Annotated in this window: 10 protein-coding genes and 1 tRNA gene; 1 reads left to right on the plus strand and 10 read right to left on the minus strand. The window is 40.8% G+C overall.

Features of this window, described 5'->3' with window-relative positions; all coding sequences use genetic code 11:
* Nucleotides 1-48: 48 nt before the first annotated feature.
* From ACVX3G_RS13460 to ACVX3G_RS13470, 3 genes are read right to left on the minus strand one after another with little or no spacing between them, the layout of a single operon-like run.
* Complete coding sequence (locus ACVX3G_RS13460; protein ID WP_025039169.1) at nucleotides 49-2,724, minus strand: DEAD/DEAH box helicase; 2,676 nt, start codon at nucleotides 2,722-2,724, stop codon at nucleotides 49-51.
* A 12-nt stretch (nucleotides 2,725-2,736) separates the two neighbouring features.
* Nucleotides 2,737-4,446 carry a site-specific DNA-methyltransferase gene (locus ACVX3G_RS13465; RefSeq protein ID WP_014195556.1) on the minus strand — a complete coding sequence of 570 codons (1,710 nt, stop codon included), beginning with the start codon at nucleotides 4,444-4,446 and terminating at the stop codon, nucleotides 2,737-2,739.
* A 17-nt stretch (nucleotides 4,447-4,463) separates the two neighbouring features.
* Nucleotides 4,464-7,337 carry an SNF2-related protein gene (locus ACVX3G_RS13470; protein ID WP_020279647.1) on the minus strand — a complete coding sequence of 958 codons (2,874 nt, stop codon included), beginning with the start codon at nucleotides 7,335-7,337 and terminating at the stop codon, nucleotides 4,464-4,466.
* Between the two features lie 276 nt (nucleotides 7,338-7,613).
* Here ACVX3G_RS13470 and ACVX3G_RS13475 point away from each other — a divergent pair, with 276 nt between their 5' ends.
* Nucleotides 7,614-8,804 (plus strand): ISL3 family transposase, encoded by a 1,191-nt coding sequence (locus ACVX3G_RS13475; protein WP_011229816.1) that lies wholly within the window; start codon nucleotides 7,614-7,616, stop codon nucleotides 8,802-8,804.
* A 450-nt stretch (nucleotides 8,805-9,254) separates the two neighbouring features.
* Here ACVX3G_RS13475 and ACVX3G_RS13480 read toward each other — a convergent pair whose 3' ends face one another.
* The 7 genes from ACVX3G_RS13480 to ACVX3G_RS13510 form a co-directional block, all read right to left on the minus strand.
* Nucleotides 9,255-9,584 (minus strand): nucleotide pyrophosphohydrolase, encoded by a 330-nt coding sequence (locus ACVX3G_RS13480; protein ID WP_014195554.1) that lies wholly within the window; start codon nucleotides 9,582-9,584, stop codon nucleotides 9,255-9,257.
* 30 nt (nucleotides 9,585-9,614) lie between these two features.
* Nucleotides 9,615-12,125: a restriction endonuclease-like protein gene (locus ACVX3G_RS13485; RefSeq protein WP_025039194.1), complete on the minus strand. Its 2,511-nt coding sequence runs from the start codon at nucleotides 12,123-12,125 to the stop codon at nucleotides 9,615-9,617.
* Nucleotides 12,094-13,773, minus strand: a complete 1,680-nt coding sequence (locus ACVX3G_RS13490; RefSeq protein ID WP_014195552.1) for an MrcB family domain-containing protein — start codon at nucleotides 13,771-13,773, stop codon at nucleotides 12,094-12,096. Before ACVX3G_RS13490 ends, ACVX3G_RS13485 begins: the two co-directional genes overlap by 32 nt.
* 775 nt (nucleotides 13,774-14,548) lie before the next feature.
* Nucleotides 14,549-14,893, minus strand: a complete 345-nt coding sequence (locus tag ACVX3G_RS13495) for a hypothetical protein (RefSeq protein WP_230581431.1) — start codon at nucleotides 14,891-14,893, stop codon at nucleotides 14,549-14,551.
* Nucleotides 14,893-16,059 carry a peptidoglycan-binding domain-containing protein gene (locus ACVX3G_RS13500; protein WP_269208237.1) on the minus strand — a complete coding sequence of 389 codons (1,167 nt, stop codon included), beginning with the start codon at nucleotides 16,057-16,059 and terminating at the stop codon, nucleotides 14,893-14,895. The genes ACVX3G_RS13495 and ACVX3G_RS13500 overlap by 1 nt, the downstream gene beginning before the upstream one ends.
* Nucleotides 16,060-16,185: 126 nt before the next feature.
* Nucleotides 16,186-16,434 carry a helix-turn-helix domain-containing protein gene (locus ACVX3G_RS13505; protein ID WP_025039192.1) on the minus strand — a complete coding sequence of 83 codons (249 nt, stop codon included), beginning with the start codon at nucleotides 16,432-16,434 and terminating at the stop codon, nucleotides 16,186-16,188.
* An 815-nt stretch (nucleotides 16,435-17,249) separates the two neighbouring features.
* Nucleotides 17,250-17,322 (minus strand) — tRNA-Arg (locus ACVX3G_RS13510).
* Nucleotides 17,323-17,413: the final 91 nt, after the last annotated feature.

The following is a 17,413-nucleotide window of genomic DNA, read 5'->3' on the forward strand; positions in this document are numbered from 1 at the left end:
GATAGGCAAGCCTGCTGCTTGGCTTGCTTATCTGTTTAGATAATAAAATTAATTCTTTCTATACACTGCCTCTAATCCCTTAATCGTCTTATTCGAATCTACATCATCATGTGGAATTAATAAATATACCCATTCTTTTCCGTTGTTTTGACGAGCATGATCGGATGCATATTTGCACCAGGTGATAGCCGCTTGTGCTTTCTGCGCTACTTCTCGATCTTCTTCGATTCTGTTTGTTGCTTTGATTTCACATAAATACATTTTCTCTTCTGTTTCTACAATAAAATCCGGGATATATGCTTGTGTTTGATTATAATAAATTTTAATATGGTTTTTCGTTGGCTTCAGCCATTTTAAAACGGATGGATCATTTTCGCAAATGACCGCAAATCTTCGCTCCGCATCAGATTCAAATTTTTGTGTTCGATATAAACATTTTTTAAATCCGCCAAAACACATGTTTCGAATCGCCGCTTTATTTGCTACTGGTTGGCGAAAATCGCGCACTTCTTCATTGACATCTACAGTGACACTGGTATCTTTTAACGTATCAAACCCTATTCGAACAGTCACTTCATAATTCGTTTGCTCTTCATAATAATGTTCTTTCATTTGCTTATAAATCAATTCTGCCAAACGTTTTTGATTGTAAATTACTACATTTTTGACATCATCTTCCGTTTTTAAATAACTTCGAAGATAATTAATTAACTGTCCTGATAACTTATACAACAATTCAGCATGTTCTTCATAGGAAACATCTGGATAATCCATTAGATGAAAGACAAGATAATCTTCTAAACGTTCTTCCGTCATATTCGTATCTTTTTGAATCCGCAACACTTCTCTTTGATGTGTACGCAAATGTTCAATTAGAATATTTTCAGCAACAGGCTGAAATTTTGGAATTAAATCGCAGTTTAAATCAAAATCGCGGTACCCCCACGAGATTTCTCCTGTAGGTTGCACGATAATTCTCGGAATTTCCATAGTCAAATTAGGAAGTACATCAACTGCTCTTGCAACCATGCTCTCAATCATTTTTTCAGGTTCTTCCTCAAATATAGACAACTGTGATACTGTGTATGTTCCTTTCACATCGCTAACAATTTGCTGTTGTACTTCAGGATCTTTTAATTGTTTAGAACTATATAATGTGCGCTGCTTAGAAATGGCTTTTACTATTGTTTCCGCAATGTTTCTTTTCATTTCTATTTTCTTTTCGTCTTCTGGAGAAGTGGATTCCGTCGTTCCAACTAGTTCATCAATTAATGAACGTTCTACGTTTGACTCAACAGTAACTATTTTTTTCTCTGTCTGTGCCACATCACGACCGATGACAACCCCACGACGAATAATAGAAGTAGGATTATTCGCCTCATCAATAATTTCTTGGAATTTATCATGCGCAATAATCGTTAAACGATCGACTGCTGGAACTCCCGTCCGTTTTCCGTATGGGAGACGAAGTCCTCGACCGATGGACTGTTCCACTAATGTTTTGGAGTTTGCCGCACGAAGTGGGATAATCGTATATAAATTCGTTACGTCCCATCCTTCTTTTAACATGTTCACATGAATGACAATCTCCACTTTTGAATTCGGATCCTCAAGAGCAAGCAATTGCTTAATTGTTTCGTCCTTTTCTTCGCCACGCTGGTTGGAATGAACAGTAATGACTTTACCTTTATAGCGTCCTTCAAAAAAATCATCACTTTCAATGATGTTCATTAACTCTTCCGCATGATTCGTATCTTGAGCGACGATAAGAATAAACGGCTTTACTAATTTTTCGTTGTTTTCCCGAGCGTACAACTCTAGCTCTAATTTCGTTTCTTCATGGACACGGATACCGTCTTCTAATTTTAAACGTTCTAACTCTCGTTCGTTGTCGAATTTTGCTGGATTAAAATTTTCTCTCGTCGCTACAGCTGGCTCTTTCACATATCCGTCTTCCATCGCTTTATACAAAGGATAGCTATAGATTATATTTTTAAATGGTATCGTTCTGTTTCCGCTTTCCACTTGCGGCGTAGCCGTTAACTCCAGACCAAGAATCGGGTTCAGTTCATTGATCGCTTTCACCCCAGCTGATGCTCGATACCGATGCGATTCATCCATTAATAAAACAAGATCAGGAAGGGATTTTAAATAATCATAATAACTCTGTCCTAAATATTCACTTAACCGTTTAATTCTTGGCGCTTTTCCTCCTCTAACTTCGCTGTTAATCTTAGATATGTTGAAGATGTTAATGTTTACAGCTAACGGATCAGCTAAAAAGAGGGCTTGCTGATCATAGTTATCCCCTGTAATAATGTTCGGTTGTTTATTAGCAAACTCTGAAAGCCCCTTAAACACATATTTCGGTGTATTAGGCGTAAAATCTTGGATTAATTTTTCATAAATTGTTAAGTTAGGTGCTAAAACAAAGAAATTACGAATTCCTTTTGCCATATGTAAGTAAGCAATAAACGCTCCCATCAGACGTGTTTTACCGACGCCAGTGGCTAACGCAAAACAGAGCGACGGAAATTCTCGTTCAAAATCAGTAACACTAGGAAATAATGCATTAACAGCCGCTAACTTCTCTTTTAACGATTGTGGATCATTTTGTTTATCTAAGCCGAAGTGTTCAATCACTTCGGCAAGAATTTCCAATGATTCTTTTTGTGGTTTACGGAGACTAAGCCGAGATGAGATAACGTTAACGATACGATTCATGACCTCTTCCCCCTAAAATAACTCTAATTGTTCTGGTTCTTTTTCTTTCATTGGTAAGTTGTTGACATTTAAACTGTAATCGTCGCGACCAAACTCACATTTGTTTAAAATGGCTTGCGGAATTTTCTTAATCGTCACTTGCGGGAAATCCTCAACGTTAACGTTATATGCTTTACAGCAAATGAGCAATGTTTCATTTTCTTTCATTTGCTCGACGATACTTTCCACCATTTGTTGCGTGACAAGCTGTGTGGTTGTAAAGATAAAATCGTTCTCCGTAGACTGACCTTGCTTCCAAAACACTTCCGGATCCGGGTTGTACGTAAATCCTTCATGTTTACACATCGCTTCCGCCAGCATTTCGGCGTTATATTCCGGATTAATGATCCAATTTCCAAACTTATCTTTCTTCAACAAACTTGGCGCCAATTTATAATAGCGGAAACCGCCTCCGCCTTTCCAATTCACTGCTTTACTAATTCCGCCTTGATCCGTTCCATCGATGACTTTTTTCATTCGAGGAATAATATGCGTATGGCAATGCTCGCCAAGCTCAATCATAATCCATCGCCGTCCCATTTTATGCGCCACTGCACCAGTCGTTCCCGAACCGGCAAACGAATCGAGAACCCAGTCTCCTTTCTTTGTCGACATCTCAATACATCTTCTTATCAATTTTTCAGGTTTTTTACCGTTTTTAAATTTAACGCCTCCCTCATTCGCAATCCCATTCCATGGTATATCAGTCCAAAGATTAGTTAAAGGCTTAGCAGGTACTTTTTTATTATCGATTTCTTTAATTTTGGAACTATAAAAATAAATTTGTCTTCCATTAAGAACATAGATATCCTCATAACCTTCGCGTGGAATATGGTAGATTACTCCTCTATTTTTCTTAGACTCATCTCTAATCTTAACAATATTTTTTCCTGCTGCATCACTAATTGCAGTCAATTGAAATACGCTATCCGCATTATGAAGAGCAAATTCTGCTATTTTCTCGAGAAAATCCAATTTACCATATTTTAGTTTTGCTTCTTGTGCATCATTAAACCCTAGCTCTTTTGCCACAATATCTTCTAAATTTACGATTTTCCACTTTTCAAAACTTTCATTGCGATTTACTATATATTTATTATAAGAAGGATCATACTCCGATTCCACATACTGAATTTCGTAGTTATATTGGCTTCTCTCCTTTGCATACATTAATATATATTCGGTTTGCGAATATGGAGATGGATTAACTGTTTTGTGACCAGAAGGGTCAGAGGTTTTTACAACTATCATATTCAGAAAATTTCTTCTACCAAAGATCTCATCCATTAAAATACGTAAATACGCCATCTCTTTATCATCAATTTGAACAAAAATAACCCCATCTTTCGATAATAGTTTCTTTAATATTTCTAATCTTTGTTTCATTAAAGTCAACCAAATTGAATGTTCTAAACTGTCATCATAATACTCAAAAGCCGCTCCTGTATTATACGGCGGGTCAATGTAAATACACTTAATCTTTCCCGTAAACTCTTGTTCCAATGCTTTCAGCGCTAACAAATTGTCCCCATAAATAAGGCGGTTATCAAATATATCATTTTCCGACACCCGTTCTTTTGCATGATACGAAAGTTCCGGGTCTTCGAGAAGAATGCGCGGTTCGAGTTTTGGTTGTTCGTCTTTGCCAATCCATGTTAATTCTAGTTTTTGTTTTTGTGCCAATGTAATCCCTCCTGTTGCTACACGATTCTCCATTTGATTGTAAAAAGGTGCTCAGTTGCCGTTCGTTGTTCTAGTTTTTTCTCTACTTCCTCGAATAAGCGATCTTTTTGTTCATCAATTTCATCTTGCTGATCATAGAGATTTCTCCGCATCTCGTTGCGCTTCTTTTCCAATTCCTTAATTTGCTTGTTTTTTTCCAGCTTTTCAGCTAAGTTACGTGTAAGTTTTGCTTCTCGCTTCAAATGTTCAATTTCTACCGTCATTTCATCTATATCTTTTTCAAGTTTATTTTTCAAGTCTTGCGACCACTTTTCCAGCTTTTCTAATTCAGAATCAAGATAAGCTGATGCTCTCTCCATAATCTCATTTAAAATTGCTTCTTGTTGCCCTTCGCTAATCCGGCGAAGCGTATTTCGAATCGAATCAGAAATTTCCACCTCTTCTCCTTCAACAGCAGGCAGTTCAAACATTTTTTCGCACATTTCCTGATCGAGCTGTCCACCTTCTGTATCAATTGCTGAAAAAATAAGGTGCTGTTCGCTTTCTAATGACTGTACATGAAGCAAATCAAGCGATAACCAACCTTCTTTTCCAATCAATCGCTCTAAAATACTGACTTTCCCTTTATAATCCGAATAACGGAACGTAATTTCCTTCGGCAACAGTTCCCGGCTTTTTGCCTGCTCGATCCACTTTTGTGCAAGCGGATGAGAAAAACGAAAATGATGAACGTTTGGGCTGTTTTGCTTCTTTGCTTGTGATATCATTTGATATGTTTCATAATCTTTGACAAAACTTAATGTTTCATCATCAAATATTGCCTCTCTTGCTCCTTCATATTTTGATAGATTCCAAAGGTAACGTTCCATACGATTGAGGTGTAAACTTGTTTGATGATAATGATCTCTTAGTTTCTCTCTTACCTCATCATCGAAGTTTTCTAATAGATGCATACGTGTTTCTTTCATTTTTAATTGAATTTGCTCATCTAACTCGGCTTGCAAGTTTTTAAACGCTTGTTCAATTTCTTCCGCCGTGCGACACGTCTGATAAATTTGTTGAATCCGTTTTTCAAAATCGACACCGGACTCTAGCGAACCTAGCACCTCATCCGAAGAACCAAAAACCCCTTCAAACAGCCTAAATTTTTCGGAGAGAATTTCATCCACTTTTTTATCGGCTTCATTTTTACAATTTAAAAAGTTAATCACAACGACATCATGCTTTTGACCGTAACGATGACAACGTCCGATTCGCTGCTCAATCCGCTGTGGATTCCAAGGTAAATCGTAGTTAACGACTAGGCTGCAAAACTGTAAGTTAATCCCTTCTGATGCTGATTCCGTTGCAATCATAATCGACGCTTGTTCTTTAAAATATTCAACAAGCGCCGCGCGCATATCTGCTGTTTTTGATCCAGTAATTTTATCATCATGCCGATGCTTTTCTAACCATTGCTCATAAATTTGTTTTGCCTGTTCATCTTGGTTTTCGCCATTAAATAAAACAATTTTGCCAGCGTAGCCATTACGTTCAAGAAATTCACGTAAATACATCTGTGTTCGACGTGACTCTGTGAAAATAACCGCTTTTTCATTTGCGCCTAGCATTCTTAATTTTTCAAATCCTTTTTCAAGCGCAATAAGCAATGCTTCCGCTTTTGAATTTTCTTTAATTGATTTTGCTAGAGAATAATATTGTTCTAATTCTTCTTTTTCCTCTTGAATAAGACGCTTCATTTCATCTGGCGATAATTTGTCTATGTATGATGGCTGATCGTCTTCTTCCCACTCTTCCACCGTATCATCAAATTCGTCAACATCAGCGTAAACATCAGAGTGTTCTACAGTTATCTCTGTTTTTCCGCTATCTAATTGTTCTAACAATTGCTCAAGCCTTTTGATGAGAGAAAGCAATGTATCGGAAATAGCAAACGAAGAAGAAGCTAACAATTTGCGAACAACAAGCGTCATTAATGCCCGTTGGCTTGCCGGTAACGCAAAAAGATGTTCTCTTTGTAAATATGCCGATACTTTTTCATACAGTTCCCATTCCTCATTCGTTGGCATAAACTCTTGAGTGATAGGAATACGCTGTGTATAATTCACGTACTCAGTCACTTGCCGTCTTAATGTACGATGGCAAACAGGCTTAATTCGTTGTTTCAAATCAATAAAATCCATTTCCGACATTTCTTTCGTTCCTCGGGAAAACTGGCGTCTAAACGTCGTTTCATCACCAAAAATATGCGGATCAATAAAACTGATAAGTCCATATAATTCCATTAACGAGTTTTGCAACGGCGTAGCCGTCAATAAAATTTTGGGATAACCAGCTGTAGCTTCTCTTAACGTGCGAGCAATTTTATTTGATTTTTTGTATACATTTCGCATGCGATGTGCTTCATCAAAAACGATTAGATTCCAGTTGACCTTTCGTATCATATCCGCTTTATTTCGAGCGTACGGATAAGAAGTAATCACAATTTGATCTTGTTGCAAAAAAGGATTACGGTGACCGGAACGTACCATTTCGTTGAAGTTCTTGCTTTCTAATATAATGGATGGGATATAAAACTTTTCCCATAGTTCCTGATGCCATTGTTTTCTTAGCGGAGGCGGTACGATAATAAGGATATTTCGCTTTCGTTCTGCCCACAATTGACTAATAATCAATCCCGCTTCAATCGTTTTTCCTAGTCCTACTTCATCCGCTAAAATCGCTCCTCTCTCCAATGGAGCACGAAAGGCAAATAATGCTGCTTCCACTTGATGTGGGTTTAAATCGACCGTAGCATTAATGAGAGATTGGCTTAACCGTCCTATCGAATTTGAAGCGTTTTGTTTTGTCAGTTCGTAAGCAAAGTATTTGCTTTGATATGACGTTATCATTAACTAGCCCCCCAAATATAAAGTCCCAACGTTACTCGCATGCCGGACGTTATCTATATTTCTATTATATTCGACGTTATCTTACAATAACAGACATTTGACAACATATGACAATGTTCTCCTAAGGTCCCATGGCTCTCTCACTGTTATCTTCAATTTATTAAAAAATGTTGGTTCATCACCAAATTTTGTGATTTAGTGACAAAAAAGAGAAAGCACTGACGAGATCCTGGCAATAATGTTAGCGGTGAAATCAACATTAAGGAGGTCTCGTAAGTGCTTTCGATACCACTAGGATTGCCAGAATTTAAAGTGATTAAACAAGAACTTCTTTCCTATGGTTATGCGATTCATGTAGAGAAAACAGAGACACAGGAACGCTGCCCTCATTGTGGGTTTGCCACTTCCTCTGTCCACGACAGACGGACAAGAAAAGTACGGGATTTGGCGATTTTCCATCAACCGGTGTACTTGTTCGTAAAGGTAAAGCGCTATCGGTGCTGGAATTGTTCCCAAGTGTTTTCCGCCTCTTTGGAATCGATTCAACCCAATCAACACTACACCAATCGATTTTGTGAGTACTTGTATGAACTTTGTGAAGGCTCCACCATTCAAGAGGTTAGCCGAAAGCACCGCATCCCATATACGACATTGGAGCGCATCTATTACTTCATTGCATCGAAAAAAGCAAAAGAGCGTCAAACAGCGATAGAAGCATCTTCTCAAGAAGAGATGGTGCTTAGCTTAGATGAAATCGCGGTAAAAAAGGGACATCAGTATGAAACCGTATTGATGGATGCCAAAGCCGGATCGGTCATGGGAATGCATGCCGATCGCCAATGTGACTCCGCCCTCCACTTGTTGAGCCAAAATGTCCTGTCGAAAGAAAGGGTCCAAACGGTGATTCTTGACATGTGGGAACCTTATCATAAGGCGGTTCGCGCCCTGTTTCCATCTGCTTCGATTGTCATCGATAAGTACCATGTGATTCAAAAAGTGACACAAGCCTTGGATCAAGCAAGAAAGGAATTTCCTCCATTGAAAAAGGCTCGATATCTTCTCTTAAAAGGCTGTGAAAAGCTTCGTAAGGACCAACGGCTTCGATTGGACGATATCTTGGAGGAGTATCCGGTACTTTCCATTGCTTATTATCTGAAAGAGTTGTTTCGGGATTTTTACCGAACCGATGGATATAACGAAGCAAAGGAACGCTTGGAAGAATGGATTCAGTTAGCCAAACAGAGCCCTTTTGCTTCTTTTCAGGAAGCAGCCAACACGCTTGAAAGGTGGAAGGAGCCGATTCTTTCCTACTTTTTGTGCCCATATACCAATGCCCGAATCGAGGGGACGAATCACAAGATCAAAAACATCAAACGCCGGGCATATGGCTATCGAAATCGAGAACGGTTTCGTTTGCGTGTATTTCTGGAGTGTACAGGGAACACTACAGGTAGTCAGGCTGCTTAAGCGCTCTCTTCTTCCGCTATCGGTATGATAGTTGGTAGAATGGAACCCGTCAAGGAAAGCACTTGACTGTTTCCATTCTACCAACTTCGTGGTCTGTATGCGGAAGAAGGATCCTGACTGATGAACCGATTTCATCCAGCTAACATATTTCTGGGGTTGAGTGGAAATCACAGAAAATGGTGAAGACCCAAAATGTTTATCCGCTTCTTTCATTTCTCCTAATAATTTTTTGTTCTTGATTTACTCAATGATAGTATAACGATTGACATCTATAGTTTAAAGTAATACTGAACGTGTTGCAAAACGCATAACCAATGCATAATGTACATAAAAAATCCACCACCTTGGAAGGTCATATACAGTGACCAAAAAAACAAGGGGTGAACACGATCATGATTCCAATTGGAACAGCGAACATGAATCTAACAAATCACCAAAACTTTTTCAACTTTATAATTCAGTATATTTCTTTTTTGACCCAAACGACTTCTCAATCGGATACTTTTGTTCATTTTTCTTTATTTTATCAACAACAGCTTTTTCCAGGTCAATTCCTAATTCGTGTGATAATAGGAGCGCATAAATGACTACATCGGCAATTTCGTCTTTTATATTTTCCAAGTTTGTTTTTACAGCTTCTTCGCTGCTTTTCCATTGAAAATTTTCCAGCAACTCTCCTGCTTCCAGGCATAATGAAATCGCTAAGTCTTTTGGGGTATGAAACTGTTTCCAATTACGCGCATCGCGAAATTCAATGATTTTTTGCTGCAAGTGTTTCATGATTATTACCTCCGTTAGTGCTATTTTTCTTTAAATGGTGTCGCTATCCATCAATCTTACCATTTCCTTAAACACCATCGACGGCTGTTTAAGCAAAGCGTCAATCGAAAGTGTTTTGCGTTTAGTTCCTCTTGTGATGACTAGTTGCTCTCCTTCGAGCTTTATGACAATATCTTTGATGCGGTACGCTGTAATTTTAGACGCTTTATCTAAGTATCGGTCATCTAGGTCAAAGCGAATGCGGTCGGACAGTCTCCGCAGCATTCTCCATAAAGTGATTTCTTCTTTCGATTTCATAAACAATTCAGGGAGTTCTTTCGCTTCTTTTAACGTATTTAAGGTAGTCATTGTGTAGACAGATATTCCGTAGCCGACCGGTCGGATAATGTCCTTTAAAAAATGCCAGCTTTCGATCTCGAATCTCACGTACTCCTCTGAACTGTTTTTTGGCAGTTCATTGATTTCGTATCGTTTTACAAACTTTACATCGGTGATCTTTCCAAAGCAAGCAACTCCATTGACCGGCGCCGCTCCTTGTTTTGGATAAAGAGCGATGTATTTCGCTTCCTGCCATCCTTTTTTCAGACGTTTGACCGGAATATGATAAAACCGGTGCTTCAGATGGGTGTGATAGTTTTGCGCGCTTGGGACCATTCCAACAAGCACTTTTTCATCGAAAGAAGACCGCCATTCTTCCATAATTCCTTGCGGCAAAATTCCTTCCTGTTGCAGTTCCTCCGGGCTTTTTTCGATCAGACGCTCGATCAATTGTTCGACTAACCGGGTCGCGTTTGGCAAAAACGGCAGCCCGCCGATATTGACTTCATTAATGCTTTTGTATAGCTTATGGTCTTGATAGCTATCCTCATCGTACCAAGGAAATAACACATAAGCGCCAAAGGCGGTTCTTTCATAAGGGCCGTTGTGGCGGACAACGAGCGAATCGCGGTAACGATGCATTGTATTGATGTCTTCTTCCATTGGACCGGGAATGTGATAACGTTTTTGGTAGCTGCTTCCCTCCACCGCGAAATCAATGCGATATTTCGCGTCGAAAATGTAATTGAACGTATAATCTTTTCCTTTCTTCTCGATCGACAACATTGTATCCGGAATTTGCGGAATGGTCGGCAGCCTTCCTTCGTATTTTTGATACGTCAAAATAATTTTTTCGCCCGTGTGCGGATGTTCGTATATCCGCTTTGCGGAACGGTTTTTTTCCAAGTTGACGAACAGCCCCGTTCGATTCACTTGAATTATGTCCTGGCTGATCAATTTATACTTTTTGCCCAACAGTTGTCCCAGCTTCAGAAACGTCCAATACTCGTACAATGTCGCCACGTCTTTGACGGACATTTGATACAGTTTTCCTTGCAGTGCAAGGCCCCGCGTCACGATTAAAAATATTTGATACGCATCGCGATATCCCGGCGCCATTTGCAAGACGAGGCTCATGATCGAACGGTCCAGTTTCCCGATCGTCCGCCAAAACGCATTGTTTGTTTTCGCTTCGAGCGCGCGTTTCATATTCATGATTTTCGCAAGCAAGTCCGGATCTGCTTCTACTTCGTATCGTTTGTTTTTCGATTGCACTTTTTCCCATAAATCGTGCAATTTATCGATTAAACGTGCCATCATCCATTTTACAAACCGGTTTTCTAGCGTATCATACGTCAATTCTTTTTTCGCTTTTAAGCCGGATACCGGCATTAGTGAACGGTGTTGAATCTTTATTCCGTTATGGACTTCACAAAATAATTGCGGTCTTTTCCGCAAATAGTTTCTTCCTTTTTGGTCCAAGCGGCCAAGCTGGTCTCCCCTCGCTTTCACATGGGTCGTCACGTGCTGATGGTGCGGCTGCCGCTCGATTTGCCGAATGGCTTGGAGGAAGTCGTGAAAATGCGCCTCCATCAGCCGGAAAAATTCGCTTCGGGAAGGAGTGCCGTCTAGTTTTGCTTTCGCCCGCTGATACGTTTTCTTAATAAAATGAAAGGCGAGATTATAAATTTCATCGCTTACTTCTTGGAGAAGCTTTTGATAGTCTTCCTTATAATTTAATTTCGTTGGAAAAATTTCGATCGTCACTTCTAATATGACTTTATCTCCATTCCGGATTTCAAATGTCGATAATCCCACTTCGTTTTGAAAATGAAGGTTTCCCATCAGTACGTATTGACTGCCGATGTTGACTCGGTCGACTGCTCTTCTTAATGATGGATATTCATGATAAAACGTTAGTTCACTATCGTTTTTTGGAGAAACGATGATTTGATAAATGCCATTTTCAAAAAAGATCGGCCGGTGGCCCTCAGACCATTCCACAAGTCTTTGTTGATCAATATCAAATATCTTCACTTCAAGAATGTCTTCTCCCCTGACCAAAAACTCCATCGATTCGTGAAAGTCGAGTTTGCGGTATTGCTGGAGTCCTTTGTATTGCTCGTGATATGGCTTTCCTTTGATCACGAGCGTTAAATGTTTCGTTTCAATATGGACTAGCTCTACATCCTCACGAGCCAATCCAGAAGGAGGTAAAGCCATCGTTCGCTAACCTCCTTAACATGTGCAAAATTTTATCGGCGCTTTTTGGATATTTCGCGTATGTAAAATCAAGCAAAGCATCGTATTCCCCATTTAATTCAATGCCAGTGCAGAACGTAAATAGTTGCTCCAGGGCGCGTTGCACTCTCGCATCACTTCCAGAGACGCGCGGCAAAATTTTTTGCATCAGGCAATAGTCGAACGCCTTGTCAAATTCCATCAGCTTTCCTTCTTCGTTATACGCAAGGTAGAAACAAATTTCATCGCGGACGCGGTAGCCGATATGCGCGCCGAGCGGCGCGAGGATGCGGTTGATCTCCACGAGCTGTTTCGTCACCGTTTCAACAAGCTCTGGGCAGCGTGCGTACACATCTTTCAAATGCAAATACCGCGCCGCGAACAGCTCCTGTCCGATTGACAGGGGCGCGACGGTCGGCAAGTCGCGCAAAAAATCGAGATGGTCGAGCTGGACGCGGTTGAACTCGATCGTGTTCGCCCGGTCGAGCACTTTTTTGCTGAAGGGGTGGGTCGTCTCGTCCATGTTGACCGTGCCGATGATGTAGACGTTCGGCGGGAGAAAAAGATCGCACCCTGCTGTTTCTCTCGGCAGCAGCCGTGACGAGGTGATGCGCCCGTCTTCCCAGCGGCGGCTTTCCATGACGCTTAAGACATCGCTGAAATAATGCTCAACGCGGGCGAGGTTCATCTCATCCAACACGACGAAATACGGCTTGTCCGGATGCTTCCCCGCTTCGATGATGACGTTGGTGAGCGGCCCGGGCTTGAAATCGCCTTTAATGTCGACATAGCCAAGCAAGTCCGAGCCGTCGTGCCAATCCGGGCGGACGGGAATTAAGGTGAAGCGGCCGTTGTCTTCCGTCGCGCCGACGCTCTCGGCGAGCCATTGAACAATTTTTGTTTTCCCGGTTCCAGAAATGCCGGACAAGATGACAAACGGTTTTGTTTTTAACGATAGAAAGAGGTTGGTCACTTCCTCTTTCGTATAGTAAAACCCTTTGGCGGATATGTATGAATGAATATGCTCAACCGCCTCCCGATAGGAAAGGGCCTGCTCGGGCGGTGCCATCGGTTCTGTTCGCTCCACATACTGTCGGTAATAACCGATCATCGTTTCGAGGTCGCGCGCGAGTTGTTCATCGGATGGCAGATCGTCAAACGAATAGGCGATATACGCCGCCACCGACCGTTCGTAGTCTTTCGCCCGTTTGCTTTCGCCAAGACGGATGTCATCATTCGTCCGCACGCGTTCTTCAGCGGGAATGAGTTGGCGGATGTCCCGCTTCACCCGCTCCATTTCGTCTCTCGGCGTCTCCGTCACTCCTTGGGCGAGCGTCAAATAGAGCCGGCGCATATCTTCACTGAATAAGTAGACGATATAATACCCTCGCTGCGTCGAATCCGTCACCTCTTGATCCATCACCGCCACCCACGGCACGTCAGTCCACACCCCTTGACCGACAGAACCTTTCACCATATACCGGTCAGGCGGTAAGAAAGGCAATGTTTTCAACGCCTCTGGAATCGCTCGTGTCACCAGCTGAAACGACCGTCGCTCTTTTGACAGTTTTTCGCGTTTTTCTTGTTCGTAAATGGCCATCACTTGGCGGAAAAGATCGTGCAATGACATGGGAATAACTCCTTCGTATAGAAATGTTATTCTTCGTTTCTATTTTTCTTCTATTCTACTAAAAAAGCGGCTCTCTCAACTAGTGAGAGAGCCGCTTCTTTCGTCACGAGCAGGCGTTCTTTATGTATATACATGCAACATGAAGAGTGGACTTCTCATCACGCCCCATCCCCCAAGCGCTGCAGCACCTTCTCCGGATGTTCATGGATATAAGCCGTAAATCGATCAAAGGCTTGCATGATATCGTTTCGTTCTTTATGAAATACATTCGCCATGACAGGATCTTTCCGCCATTTCCGCAAACGCTCGATCGGGGTGAGCTACGGCGAATATGGCGGGAGATAAAGAAAAAACCCCCGCATCGCAAGGGTTTTCACTAGCGGCCCGAGAGGATAATAACCATTTACCGAAAAGTATTGATATTTCAATGTTTGAGCGAAACATTCTTTTGTGTTGTGCAAAATTTGTGCAAAATTCTTTTGAGTTGCTATCTCGTGCGAAAAGGCGGAGAGATCCGCCTTTTGTTTAGCTAAAATAAGCTATAAGTAAAACGATAACAAAGCACACCCCACCACATCACTCGGCTTCATCTTCTCCTCGACGCGATACGTTCCATACGTACCATCCACCTTCACCAGCTTTATTTCGCGAGGCGGTTCATCTTCATATGTGATGTCATCCTCCCTTTGTTTCTCGAAACTGTATGAAGCAATATCGTTCGATACAACTGTATGCGCTGTATACATTTTAATGTTCTTTTCCTCAAGCATTGAACTCAAAGTGAGTGCCACTCTACATTCCCTGCCTCAATAATGATGATGTTCACCCCATCGGTTACTATTTTAACTTTTTCAAGCGATGGAGTTTCGGAAATAAGCACCGCTTCCAATATTTCATCAGCATCAAAGTCTTTAACGCAATCTGTTTCAAAATATGTTACATCTTCAAAAACAATGAATCCCTCAATCATTTCAGGATCTTTAGTTTCGTCATAATCAAATTGCTGCCATTTACATAACTCAGTTTCAATAGATACTCTTTTTGTAGTGGAATCATATTCCACATTATTAATTAAACTCCCATGTAAATTATATCTTTTAAGAAAATCAGATATTCTCATCATTTCTTCCCCCTATTAATCACAATATGCGAAGCTTTTGATCCCTTTGCCACCGGGTTACCATTTATGTCCAAATACATATCATTTTTTCCTGTGGCATTAGGATTATATATATGATAATGATCTTTCCCTTCATAACCACTTGCTCCTGGCGTTGCTGGGTCAAATCTAACTTTTAGACCCGTTACAGGGTCTTTATATTCTCTCATTTTAGTATTTGCTTTCATTCTTGGATCAGTTACATCCTGCCATCCCCTCTTCAATAAATCTTTAGGATTTTCCGGTAAAGATCTAATAACAGAATGTACTGCTTCTCTAGCAAAAAATTGCAAATCAAGCCTCAACAATACTTTACTCCCCATTTTACTCAGTTTAACACCCTCATTTACAACTTTACCACCTGGAATAAAGCTTAGGGAAGCAATCAATTTATCTATTGTACTAGCATTGCCATCCAATAAAGTTTTAATATCATCACCAATGATGAAATCAAATCCTAATTTAGCAATTTCTTTTAAAGATTTCACCACTTCTTCCCATGTAGAATCTTTAGAATGAACCTTGTTTTCCAATGCTTTATACTTATTCTCAACAATCGTTTTTTGATTATAATAAATTTTTTGCTGCATGGCGTGCTCGATAGCATGATAAGTGCTTTTTCCCGCCAAGCCATCCGCTGTCAACCCATGCGCTTTTTGAAAGCTTTTCACTGCCTCTGCTGTTTGTTTACCGTAAATACCATCAACAGCTCCGACGTTATACCCCAATCGTTGAAGCTTAGCCTGCAAATCTTTTACGGCTTGTCCCCGATCTCCTTCCCTAAGCGTCTGACCTGTCCAACGATCATCGCTACCTGATGAGTTTGATCGGGACACTGTTGTTTGTGTTCTCACATACTCTTGTAGAGCTTGGTACGTTTGTTTCCCCGCAATTCCATCGGCCGTGATTCCAACCTTCTTCTGAAATTCCTTCACAGCCTTCTCTGTATTTGCTCCGTAAACTCCATCAATTCCCCCGGGATTAAATCCGGCTTTATAAAGCCAAGATTGCAATGTCTTCACATAATCATTTCGATCACCTCTTTTCAGCGTTTGCCCACTCCATAGATAATTTGTATAATTTGATGGATAATAGATGATTCTGCTAGTCCCATCTACAACGTACATCATTGAGCCCCCCATTTCAAAGCTTTATCCATTAATTTCAATAGTAATCAATTTTGATCAAAAAGATTGTCGAATTTTGTATTAAAATAAAAAAATCCCCACTCTAAAGGTGGAGATTCGTAATCATCATTCCATATCATACGGCCGGTATTTCTTGCGCAACGCCTCCAATTCTTTTTTCTTTTCCTCGATGTCGCTTCTTAAAAACAAACTGTCGCCGCGTAGCTTTTTGATCGGATTTAACTTGCCGCCCGCAATCATCTGACTCACTCTTTGACGTGTGACACCAAGAATTTCAACTACTTCAGAAGTCGTGAGGACTTCATTTCGAATGAAGTCCTCTACCTCTTTCCGATTTTTTAAATGATACTCCATCATTCATCCCCTTCGAATTTCAGTTTGTATTTGATGACGACGATCACGATCCAGACGATCCCTAATCCCAATGTGATCCATCTTAAAAACGTCATGTCATCAAAATCAATTTCACTAAGCCAGGAGAGATACAGCATAAGGAAAAACCAGTCTGTTGCATCTGTCTTTTTCAACCATTTCATATGGAATTTGTGTGGAAGAACGGATATAATAGTTGTGAGAGGGTGAGGTTGGGGAGAACCCCACCCCCTCGTCCGCTTACTGTCGCTTGCGGCGGCGGTCGAACCAGTCTAGGATGTCGAGGACATTTTTGATTAGCGCCGCCAAAGCCGCAAGCGTAACAATGATGTCTTTGATTGCCGCCTCTTATCCCTTTCGTTTATTCCAATATCGTCGGTCGCTCTCGACCATTTTTTTATATATTCCCATAGCTTTGGACGATTTTCTCCACCGTGATCGTATGAACTCATCCTGAATTTATGTGTTTGAGTTCCATTTAACTCGACGTCTAAATCGTGCAAAATCCGATGTGCATACACCAAACCCGTTTTATCTTATACATGTCATTTTGGATCTTCGCCAAAAGTGGTACTTGACTGTTTCTAGAATAGAAGGGAATGAAGCAAAAAGGATTCCGCCAAGTTGATCTGGCAATGGAGGAACTGCATCATGCCAAATAGCCGTGCAAAATTCGTGCAAAATTTTTTCAAATTCTATCGTATTTTTTCGGATTCCAAAAAAATAGAAAATGACTGCAAACGCAGTCGTATCAAGGGGTTTAAGAATTTTAATCCGAACTAGTCGGATCGTTGGAACGGCCCCGAGAGGATTCGAACCTCCGACGCACGGTTTAGGAAACCGACGCTCTATCCACTGAGCTACGGGGCCATGATAAGAATGTACACCTAAGCGCTGGGACGGCTAGGGGAGAGACTCCATCCCCTCGAGACGTCGAGAATTCCGATTGTTTGATCCGTTC

It is taken from the genome of Geobacillus sp. PLS 41 (assembly GCF_056494105.1).